This is a genomic window from Bacillus sp. F56 (assembly GCF_001748205.1).
GTDB classification, from domain to species: Bacteria; Bacillota; Bacilli; order Bacillales; family Bacillaceae; genus Bacillus; species Bacillus stercoris.
In genome coordinates this window covers 163464-181343 of the sequence record NZ_BDFC01000005.1, presented here as the reverse complement: position 1 = coordinate 181343, position 17880 = coordinate 163464, and the positions used below count along the sequence as shown (strand labels likewise).

Annotated in this window: 15 protein-coding genes; 7 read left to right on the top strand and 8 right to left on the bottom strand. The window is 40.8% G+C overall.

What is annotated here, in order from left to right:
- Positions 1–62: 62 nt before the first annotated feature.
- Positions 63–1091 carry a spore photoproduct lyase gene (splB, locus tag BFW96_RS05430; protein ID WP_014663774.1) on the top strand — a complete coding sequence of 343 codons (1029 nt, stop codon included), beginning with the start codon at positions 63–65 and terminating at the stop codon, positions 1089–1091.
- On the opposite strand, the gene BFW96_RS05425 is transcribed toward splB, so the two are convergent.
- Entirely contained in the window at positions 1088–1786 is a 699-nt protein-coding gene (locus BFW96_RS05425) for a GNAT family N-acetyltransferase (protein ID WP_069838859.1), read from the bottom strand. The two genes, splB and BFW96_RS05425, sit on opposite strands and share 4 nt — an antisense overlap.
- Before the next feature lie 134 nt (positions 1787–1920).
- Here BFW96_RS05425 and mcpC point away from each other — a divergent pair, with 134 nt between their 5' ends.
- From mcpC to BFW96_RS05410, 3 genes are all read left to right on the top strand, one after another.
- Positions 1921–3888, top strand: a complete 1968-nt coding sequence (gene mcpC / locus BFW96_RS05420; RefSeq protein ID WP_069838858.1) for a methyl-accepting chemotaxis protein McpC — start codon at positions 1921–1923, stop codon at positions 3886–3888.
- Positions 3889–4035: 147 nt separating this feature from the next.
- On the top strand, positions 4036–4902 hold the full coding sequence (locus BFW96_RS05415; RefSeq protein ID WP_069149512.1) for an NAD(P)-dependent oxidoreductase: 867 nt from the start codon (positions 4036–4038) through the stop codon (positions 4900–4902).
- Positions 4903–5170: 268 nt separating this feature from the next.
- Positions 5171–6061 (top strand): Vgb family protein, encoded by an 891-nt coding sequence (locus BFW96_RS05410; RefSeq protein ID WP_069838857.1) that lies wholly within the window; start codon positions 5171–5173, stop codon positions 6059–6061.
- Positions 6062–6481: 420 nt separating this feature from the next.
- Here the strand turns inward: BFW96_RS05410 and BFW96_RS05405 are convergent, their stop codons facing one another.
- Positions 6482–7255, bottom strand: a complete 774-nt coding sequence (locus BFW96_RS05405) for a CAP domain-containing protein (protein WP_014663779.1) — start codon at positions 7253–7255, stop codon at positions 6482–6484.
- A 335-nt stretch (positions 7256–7590) separates the two neighbouring features.
- Between BFW96_RS05405 and BFW96_RS05400 the strand changes: the two genes are divergently transcribed.
- Together BFW96_RS05400 and kinA are read left to right on the top strand one after the other, a co-directional pair.
- Positions 7591–9714, top strand: coding sequence for a peptidoglycan D,D-transpeptidase FtsI family protein (locus BFW96_RS05400; RefSeq protein ID WP_069838856.1), 2124 nt, complete (start codon positions 7591–7593; stop codon positions 9712–9714).
- Positions 9715–9877: 163 nt separating this feature from the next.
- On the top strand, positions 9878–11698 hold the full coding sequence (kinA, locus tag BFW96_RS05395) for a sporulation histidine kinase KinA (protein ID WP_014663782.1): 1821 nt from the start codon (positions 9878–9880) through the stop codon (positions 11696–11698).
- 10 nt (positions 11699–11708) lie between these two features.
- Here kinA and BFW96_RS05390 read toward each other — a convergent pair whose 3' ends face one another.
- Entirely contained in the window at positions 11709–12890 is a 1182-nt protein-coding gene (locus BFW96_RS05390; RefSeq protein ID WP_069838855.1) for an aminotransferase A, read from the bottom strand.
- A gap of 201 nt (positions 12891–13091) precedes the next feature.
- Positions 13092–13253: a hypothetical protein gene (locus BFW96_RS05385; RefSeq protein ID WP_003245246.1), complete on the bottom strand. Its 162-nt coding sequence runs from the start codon at positions 13251–13253 to the stop codon at positions 13092–13094.
- A 204-nt stretch (positions 13254–13457) separates the two neighbouring features.
- Here BFW96_RS05385 and cheV point away from each other — a divergent pair, with 204 nt between their 5' ends.
- A complete protein-coding gene (gene cheV, locus BFW96_RS05380) occupies positions 13458–14369 on the top strand; it encodes a chemotaxis protein CheV (RefSeq protein ID WP_014663784.1) in 912 nt (303 codons plus the stop codon).
- 43 nt (positions 14370–14412) lie between these two features.
- On the opposite strand, the gene BFW96_RS05375 is transcribed toward cheV, so the two are convergent.
- The 4 genes from BFW96_RS05375 to BFW96_RS05360 all read right to left on the bottom strand — a co-directional run bounded on the left by BFW96_RS05375 (position 14413) and on the right by BFW96_RS05360 (position 17782).
- Positions 14413–14877: a YkyB family protein gene (locus BFW96_RS05375; RefSeq protein ID WP_003232406.1), complete on the bottom strand. Its 465-nt coding sequence runs from the start codon at positions 14875–14877 to the stop codon at positions 14413–14415.
- A gap of 124 nt (positions 14878–15001) precedes the next feature.
- A complete protein-coding gene (locus tag BFW96_RS05370) occupies positions 15002–16294 on the bottom strand; it encodes an MFS transporter (protein WP_069838854.1) in 1293 nt (430 codons plus the stop codon).
- A 75-nt stretch (positions 16295–16369) separates the two neighbouring features.
- Positions 16370–16864 carry a L,D-transpeptidase family protein gene (locus tag BFW96_RS05365; protein WP_083252832.1) on the bottom strand — a complete coding sequence of 165 codons (495 nt, stop codon included), beginning with the start codon at positions 16862–16864 and terminating at the stop codon, positions 16370–16372.
- A gap of 57 nt (positions 16865–16921) precedes the next feature.
- On the bottom strand, positions 16922–17782 hold the full coding sequence (locus BFW96_RS05360; RefSeq protein ID WP_069838852.1) for a metallophosphoesterase: 861 nt from the start codon (positions 17780–17782) through the stop codon (positions 16922–16924).
- Positions 17783–17880: the final 98 nt, after the last annotated feature.

The window sequence follows — 17880 nt, the reverse complement described above, 5'->3', positions numbered from 1 at the left end:
AACTCATATCCTTTCCGTCTGGTGAGAAAAGTAACAGTAGTAAAGGAAAAGGATGTGGCATCATGCAGAACCCATTTGTTCCGCAGCTTGTGTATATAGAACCAAGAGCGCTGGAATATCCGCTGGCTCAAGAATTACAAGATAAGTTTGAGAAAATGGGCATTGAAATCAGAGAAACGACATCCCACAATCAGGTGCGTAATATTCCTGGGAAAAATCATCTTCAGCAATATCGCAATGCGAAATCAACTTTAGTTATCGGTGTTCGGAAAACATTAAAGTTTGATTCATCCAAACCCTCAGCCGAATATGCCATCCCGTTTGCAACAGGCTGCATGGGGCACTGTCATTATTGCTACCTGCAAACAACCATGGGATCAAAGCCGTATATCAGAACATATGTAAATGTCGAAGAGATATTAGACCAGGCGGATAAGTATATGAAAGAGCGCGCGCCAGAGTTCACAAGGTTCGAAGCCTCATGTACCTCAGATATCGTAGGAATTGATCATCTGACACACACGCTGAAGCGCGCCATTGAACATTTTGGTCAAAGTGATCTCGGAAAGCTTAGATTTGTAACGAAATTTCATCATGTCGATCACCTATTAGATGCAAAGCATAACGGGAAAACGAGATTCAGGTTCAGTATTAATGCCGACTATGTGATTAAAAACTTTGAGCCGGGAACATCACCTCTTGATAAGCGGATAGAAGCGGCTGTTAAAGTTGCAAAAGCAGGATACCCGCTAGGCTTTATTGTTGCACCGATTTATATTCATGAAGGCTGGGAAGAAGGGTACAAACATCTATTTGAAAAGCTTGATGCTGCTTTGCCGCAGGATGTTAGACATGATATTACGTTTGAATTAATTCAGCACCGTTTTACAAAACCGGCCAAACGAGTGATAGAGAAGAATTATCCGAAAACGAAGCTTGAATTAGATGAGGAAAAGCGCCGTTATAAATGGGGCCGTTACGGGATCGGAAAATATATATATCAGAAAGATGAAGAGCACGCACTTCGAGAAGCGCTTGAATCCTATATTGATGCTTATTTCCCTAATGCGAAAATCGAATATTTCACTTAACCGGGCTGTTGTGATGAACAGCTCGCTTTTTTATAGAAAGGATTTTTCCATTCCATCAAAACGCCGTAATTCAATGATTCTGTATCCTCTAAATAATTATTGACTACACAAATAGGTGAACGCCCGCAACGGAGGAGAAAGGACAGCACAGGGTCGTTTTTTCTGCCTTCCATCACATCTTCAACGTACTGAACAGCGCTGATCTCGTGTGCGTATTTATGATATAAAGGAAGGCGTCCGCCTCCGAGAAGGCGCTCCAGCCTTTTATCAACAGTAAGCTCATACATCGTATTCATCAGCCATTTTCCGATTCCAAGCTTTCGATAACGTGGAGAAACAGAAATATCCACTACATATAAGGTATTTCCATGAGGGTCATGATTCTTAATTGATCCGTTGTCTGTTGCTTGCGCCCAGGTATGGTCAGGAGATTCATGCTCAAATTGTACAATAAGAGCCGTCATGGAACCAATAATTCTGCCATTGATGAGCGCGCATAAAGCGCCTTCCGGAAAGGTTTTGATATGACTGTCGAGCTGGCTTTCAGACCACAGTAATTCTTGGGGAAATGGGGGAGGGAAACATTCTCTTTGAAGAGAAATCAGCCCCTTGATGTCAGTCTCATTGTAGTTTCTGATGGTTAGAGCTTCAAATTTTCTTCCGTTATGCACATATATTTGTTTCAGTATGATCATCACTCTCCTTATGTTGTTTTATTATAACGAAGATTGAATTTTCAGTAAATATATTCCGATATTCTTGTAATTTATTTTTTGATTATTCATTTTTCAAACGAAAGGGCCGATATAGAAATTAGGAGGGGATTGGTTTGTTTAAAAAACTTCACATGAAGATTGCTGTTTTTGTTTCGATTATGTTAATCGCCACAGTTGTTCTTTTAATGCTGTCTTCTTATTTAACGCTAAAACCGATGATTACAGAGGATGGGAAAAATACAACTCAAAACGTGACGCAGTCACTTGAACAAAATATTGAATTGCAATTAAAGAGTTATGCCATTTCGTTATCAAGGCTGGCTAATGGGAAATTAACGCATACATTTGTAACGAAACCAAGTAAAGAAGCTGCTCGGCTGTTTAACGATGACATTAAGCAAATCAAAGATAATGATGATTATGTTGCGATGGCTTACATAGGCACCGCAAAAAAAGAAATGTTTACATATCCAAAAGCGGATTTCGCTGAGGATTATGATCCAACATCAAGACCATGGTATAAGCTTGCAGCTGAAGCCCCGGATCAAGTTGTTTGGACGGAACCTTATAAAGATGTCGTGACAGGAGACATGATTGTTACTGCATCGAAAGCGATCTTAGACAGGCAAAAAGTGATAGGGGTTGCCAGCTATGACTTGAAACTCTCTGCTATCCAAAGTATGGTCAATAAACAAAAGGTGCCTTACAATGGATTTGCCTTTTTAGCTGATGCGAGCGGCAATCTTTTAGCCCATCCGTCAAATCAAGGGAAAAATATATCCAAGGATCAAACACTGAAAACCATTGCGTCCGAGAAAAAAGGGATACAGGATGTGAATGGGAAAATGGTTGTGTATCAAACGATTGGTGAAACGGGCTGGAAGGTCGGAACGCAATTTGATACCGATCAATTAATGTGGATTTCAGATAAAATGAATCGGGCAAATCTTTGGATATCATTGATTGCGCTTATCATCACAATTATTCTCAGCTACTTCCTGGCCAAAACGATAACCGGTCCGATACAGCAGCTGATCGCTAAAACGAAAGCCGTTTCCGCAGGCGATTTAACAGTGCACGCGGAATCAAAATCTAAGGATGAAGTCGGTATTTTAACAAGGGACTTCAATCTGATGGTTGAAAATATGAAAGAAATGGTTGAGCAAGTGAGGATCTCTTCAGGAAAGGTATCTGATACCACTGAGCAATTAACGGCTGTCTCTGCAGAAACAAATGAAACAAGCGGACAAATTGCAAAAGCGATTGAAGAAGTATCTGCAGGGGCATCGGAACAAGCTTCTGAAGTTGAAACCATTAATGAAAAATCAGAAAGCCTGTCAATGAAAATCAGACAAATCGCTGAGGAGGCAGGCGGAATAAAAGAACGCTCAAAATCGTCCGAGGATGCAAGCTATAAAGGACTTGACGCACTCGGCCAGCTGCTGATGAAGTCAAACGAAGCCAACATGGAAACAAAAAAGGTTGAAACGATGCTGCTGGATTTAGAAAATCAAACTAAGAATATTGAAGAAGTCGTTACGGCGATTTCAAACATATCTGATCAAACCAATTTGCTTGCTTTAAATGCCAGCATTGAGGCAGCCAGAGCGGGAGAAAGCGGCCGCGGTTTTGCCGTTGTAGCTGATGAAGTGAGGAAGCTAGCTGAGCAATCAGCCCTCTCTACAAAGCATATCAGTGAGACTGTAAAGCTTATCCAGCTTGAGACAAAAGAGGCCTCTCATGCAATGATTGAGGCAAGCAGAATGAACGATGAACAAAACAGTGCCATTCACGAGACTGGAGAGGTATTAAACACGATAACTTCGGAAATGCAGTCACTGGTGCAAGGCATTGATCACATTTACGCAGAAATTCAAAGAATGAGTGAAGAACAGCTCGCGATTTCTGAAGCGATTCAAAGCATTTCAGCCATATCACAGGAATCAGCTGCCGCAGCAGAGGAAGTGAACGCATCAACTGATGAACAGCTGATCACTCTTGATAAAGTCAAACACTCAACAGACACGTTAAAACATGCAAGCCAAGAGCTTATGAAAACAATCACAAAATTCACATTATAATCCAATAAAACCCTAAAACATGGTATGTTTTGGGGTTTTTTTATTTTAGAGTCTACTCTATGATGTATAGTTATGGTAGTCTAGAAAATGAAGGAAAAATGATAAATTTTAACTAAAATCTAAACGAAACATCTGGGAGGAATGACCTTGAAAAAAACAATTGGTTTTATCGGTCTTGGAGTAATGGGAAAAAGCATGGCAACACATATTCTCAATGACGGCCATCCTGTATTGGTATACACCCGGACAAAAGAAAAAGCAGACAGCATCCTGCAAAAAGGCGCGGTATGGAAAGAAACGGTCAAAGATCTTTCGAAAGAAGCGGATGTTATCATTACAATGGTCGGCTATCCCAGTGATGTTGAAGAAGTGTATTTCGGAACAAGCGGAATTATTGAAAACGCAAAAGAAGGAGCATATCTTATTGATATGACGACATCTAAGCCCTCGCTTGCGAAGAAGATTGCTGAAGCGGCCAAAGAAAAAGCATTATTCGCTTTAGACGCTCCTGTTTCAGGCGGAGATGTCGGTGCACAAAACGGAACACTCGCGATTATGGTTGGTGGAGAAAAAGAAGCTTTTGAAGCCTGCATGCCGATTTTCTCTTTAATGGGAGAGAATATTCAGTACCAAGGACCGGCTGGAAGCGGACAGCATACCAAGATGTGCAATCAGATTGCAATTGCAGCTGGTATGATCGGTGTTGCTGAAGCAATGGCATACGCTCAAAAATCAGGCCTAGAGCCGGAAAATGTCCTGAAAAGCATCACAACGGGCGCAGCGGGAAGCTGGTCATTGTCAAATCTTGCTCCCCGTATGCTGCAAGGCAACTTTGAACCAGGATTTTATGTAAAGCATTTTATTAAAGATATGGGAATTGCGCTAGAGGAAGCAGAACTAATGGGAGAAGAAATGCCAGGCTTATCGCTTGCTAAATCCTTATATGACAAGCTTGCTGCACAAGGTGAAGAAAACAGCGGAACACAGAGTATATATAAACTTTGGGTGAAATAAAAAGACTGCCTGTATCCTACAGGCAACCATCAGGCTGTCGTGATAATCTCGACAGCCTTTTTCTGGGTTCTAGGTGGTAAAACAGAAAAATACCACTTGGAAATGCTTATTTGTTTTGTTTATTATGAGATAGGATTATGGTGTAATGTTTTTATTTATGACGAAAGCGGCGCCTATTTAGGTATGAACGGTAAGCATTGCCTCCTATTACAGAACAGTGAGAATAGGAGGCTTTTTTGCAGATTATATTGAAGGGGGGAATTAAGTTATGAAGCTTGAACAGCAAGAAATAAGTATTTTACATTCTGATTCTGGCCCATACGGGATAGCCATTTCACACGAGGGAAAAGTATGGTTTACCCAACATAAAGCTAACAAAATAAGCTGTATTGATAAGAAGGGAAAAATTCAAGCGTATACGATTCCGACACCTGATGCTGGGGCCATGTGTTTAACGGTGTCTTCAAAAGGTGATATCTGGTTTACAGAAAATAGAGCTAATAAGATAGGAAAACTGACCGAAAAAGGGCAATTTAGAGAATATCCATTACCGCATCAACATTCAGCCCCGTATGGGATTACGGAAGGTCCAAACGGCGATATCTGGTTTACTGAGATGAATGGAAATCGTATTGGAAAATTGACGGTAGAGGGTAAGATTTATGAATATGAACTGCCTAATGAAGGATCATACCCTTCTTTTATTACATTGGGTTCAGATGATTCGCTTTGGTTCACTGAAAACCAGAATAATGCTATCGGCAAAATAACTGAATCAGGAGAGGTAACGGAGTTTCCAATTCCGACACCGGGAGCAGGACCAGTTGGTATTACAAAAGGGCATGATGATGCACTTTGGTTTGTAGAAATCATGGGGAATAAGATAGGTAGGATTACAGTTTCAGGTGACATAACTGAATATGATATTCCAACACCAAATGCACGTCCTCACGCTATTGCTGCAGGGCGAAAATCCGATTTATGGTTTACCGAATGGGGAGGAAATAAAATCGGAAGGCTGACAAGTGATCACAAAATTGAAGAATATACAATCAACACACCTCATGCTGAGCCTCATGGAATTGGATGCGATAATGATGGGACAGTATGGTTTGCATTAGAATGTAACAAAATAGGAAAGCTAAGATTAACCACATAATAGAATAGAGGCCGCCCTTTGTACCTCAGGCTGTCGAGAAACCTCGGACAGTCTCTATTTCCCTATCATATAATCAAAGAAAGGCTTTAAAGAATGATGTCTTTCTCTGTTCCTCACAAAAAACTGCGACGAAGCCTATATTGCTAAGACTGAAAATTTTTCCTTAATTACAGAAAAGGTCAATTCTATCAAAGGCATATTTGCTATGGAAGATGGAAAACAAAACGGATTGTGAGTGAACAAATTCCCCTTACAATCGGGTTCCAGAATGTAAAGAAGGATGCCGCATCCTATCCTTGCTTGGCTGGCGGCTTTTTCTATTTCTGCATCAAAAATATGAATACAGCAAAAAAGCTTGCAGAAAAAACATGGTTTTTTCTGCAAGCTGAAGATTACCTGTATCGTACAGGAAATTTTTTATTATTTACCGATGAATTGTTGTGTCCAGATGCTTCCAGACTCAACGTAGCCAACACCGATGTGAGTAAAGTTAGGGTTTAGAATGTTTTTTCTGTGACCTTCACTGTTCATCCAGGCTTTTACTACTTCTTCAGGTGTCTTTTGGCCCTTCGCAATGTTTTCACCTGCTGTTTTGTAGCTGATTCCGAAAGATTTCATCATATCAAACGGTGAGCCATAAGTTGGGCTTTGGTGATCAAAGTAGTTTTTGTCTTTCATATCCTGAGATTTTGCGCGTGCAGATTTGCTTAACGTTTCATCAATTTGAAGCGGTTTTAAGCCTTGTTTTTGTCTTTCTGCATTTGTAAGCTCAACAACTTTTTTCTCATATGCACTTACAGATGAAGGTGCAGATGTTGTTGTGTTTGTTTTTTCAGCAGTTGCAGGTGCTTTAGAAGCGGTGTTTTGATCAGCAGCTGCTTTTTCAGTAGTCTTTTGCGCCGGTTTTGCCGTTTCTGTCTTTTGAACATCCTGAACCTTCATGTTAGATTGCTTCGCATGTTTTTGAAGAAGCTGCTTAATCTCTTTTTCGTTTGCAGCGTTTAACGTTTTGATATTTGTGTTAATATGCAGTTTTTTCACTGCATCGTTAAGTGACATGTTTTGTACTGTGTTCCCCGTTTTTACTGTTACCACAGACTGGCAGGAGAGTTCTTTCGCAGATGCTTGCTGTACGCCTCCGAATGTGAATAATCCAACCGCAGCGGCAGCAGATAAAATAAATGCTTTCTTCATTAGTTCGTAACCTCCTAGAGTTGTTTGTTTCTACAAAAAAATCATAACATAGCTTTTTTGTCATAAAGACTCCAACACTTTCCTTTGACAAATAAAGATTGTCATTTTCGTAAAGTAAATCCGCTGAATCGCATGAATAAAGAAACCAGCGGCATTTATGGTTTTATCGTACTGTTACATATCTTCCTTTTTTTTGAATGGTTAGTTATATTTTAATGTGTTTTTATGTTGACAGCTTTTTTTACTCCTTTTCGCTGTAACAACTATTACAAAGGTGTTACAATTAATCTCAGTATATGTAAATATATTGAATGATTTGAGAGGGGTAACCAGAAGTGACTGAAATAGGACGTGAACCAAAGAAAAAGAGCAAAGGAAACAGAGCAATCAGAATGAACCTTTTTTTCCTAGCTGTCTTTGTTCTATTCACTGCATTAATTTTTAAGCTCGGGGTCGTTCAAATTGTTGAAGGCGAACAGCATGAAGAAGACGCTGAGAAATCAAATGCAAAAACAGCTTACTATCCTGCGCCTCGCGGGAAGATGTACGACAGAAACCAGAAAGTTGCTGTCGACAACCAGAGCGTTCCAGAAATTGTGTATGTATCAACATCTAGCACAAAAACCGAAGATAAGATCAAAACAGCGAAGAGGCTTGCTTCTTTCATTCATATTGATACCGAATTTTTGAAGGAAAGGGATTTGCGTGATTACTGGATCGCAGCTCATCCGAAAAAAGCCGCCGCCCTGCTTAAGGAATCGGAAAGCAATCTGAAAGGAGCCCAGGCTTACAAGCTTCAACTAGAGCGTGTTCCGGATCAAGAATTGAAGGCTATTCAGCAAGATGACGAAGAAATGGAAACGGCTGCGATATATACAAGGTTCTCAAGCGGAAATGCCTACGAACCTCAAATCGTAAAGGCAATGAATCCAAATGAAAGCAATAGCAATGGAAAAAACGGAGCGCTGCTTGATGAGAAGAAAAACTCCTCGCAGAGACCCAAAAATGACTTAACATATGATGAAATTTCAATTGTTTCTGAGCATTTAGAAGAGCTTCCGGGAATCGACATTGTAAACGATTGGACACGAAAATATCCTTATGACAAAACCCTTTATTCCGTTTTCGGGGGCGTCACGACACCTGATCAGGGCCTGCTGAGCGACCGGAAAGATTTCTATTTAACAAGAGGCTATGCGAATAATGACAGGGTGGGAAAAAGTTATTTAGAGTATCAATATGAAGATTACTTAAATTCGCATAAAGAAAAAGTGGAATACATAGAAGACAATAAAGGAAATGTCGTCAGCCAAAAAACCATTGATAAAGGCAGCAGGGGATACGATCTTCAGCTTTCCTTTGACATGGAGCTTCAAGCAAAGATGGAAAAGATCATTGAAGAAGAAGTGAGAAACAGCCGCGCACGCGGAAATTACATGCTGGACAGAGCTTTTGCCGTAATGATGGACCCGAATAACGGCGATATTTTATCGATGGCAGGGAAAAAGATAGACTTAAAAACCAACAAAATTGAAGATTATGCGATAGGGGCATTTACCACCCAATATGAAATGGGCTCAGCAGTGAAGGGCGCCACCGTGCTGGCCGGCTATCAGGACGGAATTCCGCATTATAAATATTTTGTGGATACACCTCTTTATTTGGCTGGGTACGGTAACAAACCAAAGAAATCCTACATGAACATGGGAACCATCAATGAATTAACAGCTTTGCAAAAAAGCTCAAACGTATACATGTTTAATGTCGCCATGCATATTGCCGGTGTTACATACAAGCCGCATGGACCTCTTCCCGCTGACCAGAAGGATTTAAACAAGATGAGAAATTACTACAGCCAATTTGGCCTGGGTGTAAAGACAGGTATTGATCTTCCGCAGGAATCAGCCGGCATGCAAACTACACCTGATGCGGTGGGGGGGTTAATTTTAGACCTGGCCATTGGACAATACGATACATATACCCCCCTTCAAATGGCGCAGTACATCTCTTCCATTGCCAATGGGGGCTACCGTGTTCAGCCAAGAATTGTTACAAGTATCCATGAGCCCAACAATAAAGGGGGCCTTGGGAAGACCATCGAACAAAGAAAGCCAAACATTCTCAATAAAATTAACAACTCAGAAAGTGACATACAGCAAGTAAAGACCGGAATGAAGCTCGTTACAACCTCAGGGACAGCTAGAAATACGTTTGCAGAGGATGTTTCCGGGAAAACAGGAACTGCTCAAACATTTTATTACGGAACAAATCGTAATTGGTGGGGAAAAAGCACGTACAATCTAACATTTGTCGGCTATTATCCATCTGAAAATCCCAAAGTGGCATTTAGTGTTGTTGTGCCTTCTGTAGCGAACGACCACGACCCGATCAACAAACTCATTGCCAAAAGAGCTATCCACGCCTACGCAGAGCTCGAAAAAAAACATAGTAAAAAATAAAAAACAGGGTGCACAATAGAAAGATTGTGTGCCCTTTCTTTTATTCAAAAATTGACGTTCACCATAAGAATAGAAGGAGAATACTCATTTTCTAGCGAATCATACTAGGTAAAAGTCAATCTGTATATGTCGAAACACGATGATCATGCAAAGGAGGGATTCTGTGGAACAGGATACGCAGCATGTTAAACCGTTTCAAACGAAAACCGATATTCATGCAGTCTTGGCCTCTAATGGACGCATCATTTATATATCAGCCAACTCCAAACTGCATTTGGGCTATCTCCAAGGAGAGATGATCGGATCATTCCTCAAAACGTTTTTACATGAGGAAGACCAATTTTTAGTTGAAAGCTATTTTTATAATGAACATCATCTGATGCCGTGCACCTTTCGTTTTATTAAAAAAGATCATACGATTGTGTGGGTGGAGGCTGCAGTAGAAATTGTTACGACAAGAGCTGAGCGGACAGATCGGGAAATCATTTTGAAAATGAAAGTTCTTGAAGAAGAAACAGGCCATCAATCTCTAAACTGCGAAAAACATGAAATCGAGCCTGCAAGCCCGGAATCGACTACATATATAACGGATGATTATGAACGGTTGGTTGAAAATCTCCCGAGTCCGCTATGCATCAGTGTCAAAGGTAAGATCGTCTATGTAAACAGCGCGATGCTTTCAATGCTGGGAGCAAAAAGCAAGGATGCTATTATTGGCAAATGGTCCTATGAATTTATTGAGGAAGAATATCATGATATCGTGAAAAACAGGATTATACGAATGCAAAAAGGAATGGAAGTCGGAATGATTGAACAGACGTGGAAAAGGCTTGATGGCTCACCTGTTCATTTAGAAGTGAAAGCATCCCCGACCGTCTACAAAAACCAGCAGGCTGAGCTGCTGCTGCTGATCGATATCTCTTCAAGAAAAAAATTCCAAACCATCCTGCAAAAAAGCCGTGAACGATATCAGCTGCTGATTCAAAATTCAATTGATACCATTGCGGTGATTCACAATGGAAAATGGGTGTTTATGAATGAATCGGGAATTTCCCTGTTTGAAGCGGCTACCTATGAGGATTTAATTGGCAAAAACATATACGATCAGCTGCATCCTTGTGATCACGAGGATGTAAAAGAGAGAATCCAAAACATTGCCGAGCAAAAAACAGAATCAGAAATTGTCAAGCAATCCTGGTTCACCTTTCAGAACAGGGTCATCTATACGGAGATGGTCTGCATTCCGACGACCTTTTTTGGTGAAGCGGCCGTCCAAGTCATTCTTCGGGACATCTCAGAGAGAAAGCAAACAGAAGAATTGATGCTGAAATCGGAAAAATTATCAATCGCAGGCCAGCTCGCGGCGGGAATCGCCCACGAGATCCGCAACCCGCTTACAGCGATCAAAGGATTTTTACAGCTGATGAAGCCGACAATGGAAGGAAACGAGCATTACTTTGATATTGTGTTTTCTGAACTCAGCCGCATTGAATTAATACTCAGTGAACTGCTCATGCTTGCGAAACCTCAGCAAAATGCTGTCAAAGAATATTTGAACTTGAAAAAATTAATTGGTGAGGTCTCAGCCCTGTTAGAAACACAGGCAAATTTAAATGGCATTTTTATCAGAACCAGCTATGAAAAAGACAGCATTTATATAAATGGGGATCAAAACCAATTAAAGCAGGTATTCATTAATTTAATCAAAAATGCAGTTGAATCAATGCCTGATGGGGGAACAGTAGACATTATCATCACCGAGGATGAGCATTCTGTTCATGTCACTGTCAAAGACGAGGGGGAAGGTATACCTGAAAAAGTGCTAAACCGGATTGGAGAGCCATTTTTAACAACAAAAGAAAAAGGTACGGGGCTTGGATTGATGGTGACATTTAATATCATTGAAAACCATCAGGGAGTCATACATGTGGACAGCCATCCTGAAAAAGGCACAGCGTTTAAAATTTCATTTCCAAAAAAATAAAAACAACGGCTTAAACGCCGTTGTTTATCGTCTGCATTGATTCCCGTTTTTTTAATACAAATAATTCTAAACGATCCAAGCCTTCTCTCAGCGTGTCCATTGAGCATGCAAAAGACAGCCTTACATATCCTTCACCATATGTTGAGAACGAGCTGCCCGGCACGAGTGCCACGCCAGCGTCTTCCAAAAGAGCCATACTAAAATCAAATGAACTCATTCCAAAGGATTTAATAGAAGGGAAGATATAAAACGCACCGGACGGTTTAACAACGTCAATTCCCATGGAAACCAGACGGTCATATACATAATCCAGACGTTTTTTGTATTGTTCTCTCATAATTAGTGCATCATCAAAGCCGTTTGTGACAGCTTCAAGCGCGGCTTTTTGAGAAATGGATGAGGCACATGACACATTGTATTGATGAACCTTTAAAATGTGCTTTGCGATGTCTTTCGGTGCGAATAAAAATCCAATTCTCCAACCGGTCATGCTGTGCGATTTTGACAACCCGTTAATGACAATCGTTTGATCCCGCAAATAGGTTGCGATGGAGTAATGCGGTCTGTCATATGTTAATTCACTGTATATTTCATCAGACAATACGAAGACATTTCTGCCTTTTAAAAGAGCTGCAATACTTTTCAGCTCTTCTTCAGATAAAGTCACGCCAGTAGGATTTGACGGATAAGGAAGCACGACACACTTAGTGTTCGGTGTCAGCGCATCTTCAATCAGCCGGGCAGTAAGCTTAAAGCCGTGTGACGTAGTATCAACAATAACAGGCTTGGCCCCGCATAAATTGATAATAGGTTCATAGCCTGGATAAATAGGCCCTGGCATAATCACTTCATCACCAGGAGACAAAATCGTCCGGAATGCAGCATCAATGGCTTGGCTTGCACCTGTTGTGATGATAATTTCAGATTCAGCATCATAGTTGAAATCCGCTTTTTTCTTCATATAAAGCTGCACAGCTTGTCTCAGCTCTAGGTAGCCGGCATTCGGTGTATATGACGTCACGTTTTCATCAATGGCTTTTTTTGCGGCAGCTTTCACATGATGCGGCGTGAAAAAATCAGGCTGGCCGATTGTAAGCGAAATGACGTCTTCGTGTTGGGCTACAAGATTCGAGAATTTGCGTATTCCTGAAATTTCAATCTCTCTTGCTTTCGGATTCAGCAAATGTTCCATAATTCATCACCTTAACAAATATAATGAGTTTATCCTATTTTACCACTAGCTGATTATTTGTCACCTTTTTAACTGATATATTTCGATTGTATGCGCCTTATTTCTAAACATACCTTTCTTTTCAGAAAAAAAGAAGACAACCAGCGATTTGATTGTCTTTATTGTATCATGTTCTATTATTGTTTATATGTGCCAATTTCATTAATAGCCATAATCAAAATGAAGGTCTTCGTGCCAAATCAGATACGGGGGATGCTCTTCTTGAAGGTCAGCTGATTCTTTCTTCATATTCAGGTAAGTTTCTTCACTGATATCTTCTAAAACAGTCATTTCGTTTTCTTTAAATATTACTAAGGTACCCATTATTTACACCCTTCTTTGGAAAAATCCTTGACTATTTTATCACTGTTAGTTGGAAAGTCAATGGTTATTAGGAAAAAAGTTTCTTTTTTGAGGAACGCGGCTTAATTGCTCTTGGAATTCGATTTTGAAGAGTCGCCATTCACTTTTTACAAATTCCGCCGATATATACAGTACAATACTGAATGCGAATAGCGAGGGATTGAATTGTCGTTACAACAATACGAAATTTTATTGGATTCTGGTACAAATGAATTGGAAATTGTGAAGTTTGGCGTGGGTGAAAATGCTTTCGGGATTAACGTCATGAAAGTAAGAGAAATTATTCAGCCTGTCGAGGTGACATCAGTGCCTCACTCCCATCAGCATGTAGAAGGAATGATTAAACTCAGAGGAGAAATCCTCCCAGTGATCAGCCTTTTCTCGTTTTTTGGAGTAGAGCCTGAAGGGTCAAAAGATGAGAAATATATCGTAACGGAATTTAATAAACGGAAAATTGTTTTTCATGTCGGCTCTGTATCTCAAATTCACAGAGTATCCTGGGAAGCGATTGAAAAGCCGACATCGTTAAATCAAGGAATGGAGCGGCATCTTACCGGAATTATTAAGCTTGAAGACCTGATGATCTTTTTGCCTGATTATGAAAAAATTATTTATGACATCGAATCAGATTCAGGTGTGGACACGTACAATATGCATACCGAGGGCTTTGATGAAAGAAGAACTGAGAAAAAGCTTATCATTGTAGAGGACTCACCGCTTTTGATGCGACTCTTGCAGGATGAATTAAAAGAAGCAGGTTACAACAATATCGCTTCGTTTGAAAACGGAAAAGAGGCATATGACTACATTATGAACCTTGCTGAAAACGAAACTGATTTATCAGAACAGATTGATATGATCATCACGGATATTGAAATGCCAAAAATGGACGGACACAGGCTCACAAAGCTGCTGAAGGAAAATCCGAAAAGCTCAAATGTGCCCGTTATGATTTTCTCATCTTTAATTACGGATGATCTGCGCCACCGCGGCGAAGTTGTAGGCGCAGATGAGCAAATCAGCAAGCCTGAAATCAGTGATTTGATTAAAAAAGTGGATACGTATGTTATCGAATAAATAAAAACAGCCGGTGCCCGGAAGAGGCACGGCTGTTTTTATTTTAAAAGTAACTCTCGCCAAGCTTTTTAAAGACAGGTTTGTGATAAGCTGGCTGCTGGCGATTTGGCACTAGCGGCTTTTCTTTCATGCCGACATATTCTTGCAATAGGTGTTTTGCTTTTGTTAAAGACATTTGAGCTTTAGGATTTCGGTACGATTGATTAAGTGTACCTAAATGCGGAAGATGTTCGAAGTCTTCTTTAGTTGGAGGCATGTGAAAATAGTAGTCTCCGATTGAGATAAGCACGTCCGATTGCTGTTGGCTGAACCTTGGATTTTTTGAAAAATGAAGCCCTATTTTCTTTCCTTTACCTTCTTTGACGAGCTTTTGCAAAGCACGTTTTTTCAGCAGATATAGGTATTTAGGGTTGGGGGCGGTTTTTGCATGGCGGTTCACAGTGTAAACTGCTTTTGAAAGATTTTCTACGGTTGGCTGCAGATCTTTCGTATATGCATGGTCGTCCATTATTTCTCTCCTTTGCTCTTATCAATTTCTATATGTTTAGATTATACTTTTTTAAAGTTGAAATGCAAATATTGAATGTAAAAATGCGATTTTTTCTGAGAAAAAATCGCATTTTTAACCTGCATTATACAGATCTTGCCTTCTTTTTCGGCTGTTCTTGAAATGCTTCCTGAACATTCACTTCCACAGCTTGTGCACTGTATTTTGGCAGTGTAATAAAATAAAAAATAAAAACGATCAGGATGATAACACCCATGCCGTAATAAAGATAATCAATGTTTGGAACGAACTTAGGGAATAACAGCGCCACTAAGCCGAGTGTCAAAGACTGTGCAAACATCATAAAAGGGTCCTGCATTCCGCTTACACGTCCCATCAGTTTTGGATGGACTATTTTTGGCATCCATCCTCCGATTGCAATGTTGATCGGTCCGATGCACATTCCCAGTGCAAAAGCTGCCGCGTAATACACCCATAAAATATTTGTGTAGCCAAGGACGAAGATCAGCAAACCTGCAATAAAAATCGGTATAGACATTAAAAAGTGGGGCTTCACTTTTTTAGAGATAATCGTGCCGATTACACTTCCTGCAAGCAGCCCAAACCCGAGTGCGATCGTAAATACAGACGTATGCCACTCATAGCGGTCAGGCGCCAATCCGTATTTCATTGTAAACATTGGCAATACGGCGAATCCTCCATTGACAAACCCAAAAATGAAGAAGCCGAAAATAAGAGATGCCAGCAATTTATTTTTTAAAATATAGAGAATGCCTTCTTTAAAGTCATTTATTGAATCTTTAACAGAAGTCTTTCTCCAGCTGAATGCACCGTTTGGCTGTCGGGCTTCTTTTGGAATCCGGCAGCTGCGGATCAGCAGTCCGGAAATGATGAAGCTGACAAAATCAAGAATAATGGCGCCTTCAATCCCGATTGTCTTGTACATAAAAGCGCCAATTCCGACTCCGAACACCATAAAAATGCTAAAAAGCATCTGGTTAAGACCGGCCGCTTTCGCATAATGCTCCTTCGGCAGAATGGCTTGTACCAAACTGTTTTCTGCCGGAAAGAAAAACTTCGTGACAGCGCTTCTGACAAATAAAATACAAAAAACAAGAGGAATATTGCCGGTAAATAATGTGAAAAAAAGAACGACAGTCAGGCCTGCTCTGATCCAATCACAGTTTTCTGCTACCTTTTTTCTGTCGAACCGGTCCGCGACGACTCCGACGATCAGAAATACAAAAATGGTCGGAAGAGAATACATCAGCTCCGCCAAGGTCGTATATGAAGGCTGGCTGCTGAAGCGGTCCAGCAAGAAAAAAGCAAAGGCCATGTTGCCTACTGTCGTGCCCATTTGAGAAGCGAGTGCTGCGAAAAATAGATGAACAAAATTACGATTTTTAAATATATCCATAAAAACGCTCCTTACCCTAAAGGTCCCACTTTATCATATTATAAACCGCCTGTTTTTGAAACAAATAAGAAAACATTACCGGTTAATCAAGACTCTTGTTCCGTTTGGCACAATTGAAGCAAGTTCGATCACGTCTTTGTTTTGCATGCGAATGCAGCCTTTAGAAACAGCCTTGCCAATCGAAGCGGGATTATTCGTTCCGTGTATTCCGTAGTGCTGCTTTGAAAGGCTTAGCCAATAAGCCCCGAATGGGCCGCCAGGATTGCGCTGGCGGTTAATAATGTAAAACTCGCCTGTAGGCGTTTGCGTAAGTATTTTGCCAACGGCGATAGGATAGGTTTTTATTACCCGATTATTTTGGAACAGCGTTAGGGTCTTCGCTCCGATTGAGACTGCGATATGATACGGAATTGAATAAGGGTCAGGCAGTCCGGGGATGACGATGGTCTGTCCTGCGGTGAGCCCTGCCTGCAGTGACGGATTAACCTGGAGTAACGCAGCCGTGCTGATTCTGAAATCAGCCGCGATGCTGTTAAGTGTATCACCTTGCTTCACCTGGTACGTAAGCAGTTTCCTCATCCTCCTTTTTTTACTTATAAGTATTGATGAGGAGCCTATCCTGCTACATTAATTTGTGCTTTTTAAGGTAAAGACAGTGATTTCAGGCTTGGCCAGAAACCGCAAAGGCAGCCTGGTCATCCCGAGGCCGCGGTTGACGTAAATATGAGTGCTACCCGTTTGATACATTCCCTCTGTGTAGACTTTTCCATATGGAGGCGTAATAATCGGTCCGTAAAAAGGCAGCTGAATCTGGCCGCCGTGTGTATGGCCGGAAAGCTGAAGATTTACAGGATAATCTGTTATTTTCAAGGCTGCATCAGGTTCATGGACGAGAAGAATGGAAAAAAGTCTGTCACTCAGCCTTGAAAGGATTCCTTCGTAATCTGGGTTACCCAGCATTAAGTCATCAAGCGATGCAATCTCGATTTCGCTGCCATCTGCGAGCGATAATGTTTGATAGCCATTCCGGTATACCGTAAAACCGCCAGCCGACATCAGGCTTTTGTAAACAGCAGTTCCATAGCCGCCGTGATCATGATTGCCGTAAATACAAAGTTTGCCGAAGGGGGCATTAAGCTTTCTCAACAATGGAATGACTGCCTGGTGGTTCTGATACGTATCAGGATTATCGATGATATCACCTGTAAAAACAATGAGATCAGGTTTCGATTCATTAATTGTAAGAATGACTGTTTTTAAATCTTCGAGTGTAAAGTAATCACTCAAGTGTGTATCACTGAACTGCACGATTTTAAAACCGTCAAATCCGTGCGGGATGAGAGAACTTTTTATTGTGTGTTCGGTTGTCTCAATCATATGCGGCTCTAAATATCTGGCATAGTCATAGCCTCCGCCGGCCGTTAAAGCCCCGGCAGCAAGAGCACCGAACATTCCTTTGAGAAATTGTCTTCTGGACATCTTTTTCATTTCAAACCAACCTTTAATAGAGTTTTTCTATTATATCATCTGTATCTGATAAAAATCTCATATCAGCATGTACTGACAGAGGAAGGGGTATAATGATA

Bases quoted from the DNA above. Each gene is read 5' to 3' on its own strand.
- splB (WP_014663774.1), top strand. From the start codon at position 63: ATGCAGAACCCATTTGTTCCGCAGCTTGTGTATATAGAACCAAGAGCG.
- BFW96_RS05405 (WP_014663779.1), bottom strand. From the start codon at position 7,255: ATGAAGAAAGCATTTATTTTATCTGCTGCCGCTGCGGTTGGATTATTC.
- BFW96_RS05410 (WP_069838857.1), top strand. From the start codon at position 5,171: ATGAAGCTTGAACAGCAAGAAATAAGTATTTTACATTCTGATTCTGGC.
- BFW96_RS05375 (WP_003232406.1), bottom strand. From the start codon at position 14,877: ATGGACGACCATGCATATACGAAAGATCTGCAGCCAACCGTAGAAAAT.
- BFW96_RS05385 (WP_003245246.1), bottom strand. From the start codon at position 13,253: ATGGGTACCTTAGTAATATTTAAAGAAAACGAAATGACTGTTTTAGAA.
- BFW96_RS05390 (WP_069838855.1), bottom strand. From the start codon at position 12,890: ATGGAACATTTGCTGAATCCGAAAGCAAGAGAGATTGAAATTTCAGGA.
- BFW96_RS05425 (WP_069838859.1), bottom strand. From the start codon at position 1,786: ATGATCATACTGAAACAAATATATGTGCATAACGGAAGAAAATTTGAA.
- BFW96_RS05360 (WP_069838852.1), bottom strand. From the start codon at position 17,782: ATGAAAAAGATGTCCAGAAGACAATTTCTCAAAGGAATGTTCGGTGCT.
- BFW96_RS05370 (WP_069838854.1), bottom strand. From the start codon at position 16,294: ATGGATATATTTAAAAATCGTAATTTTGTTCATCTATTTTTCGCAGCA.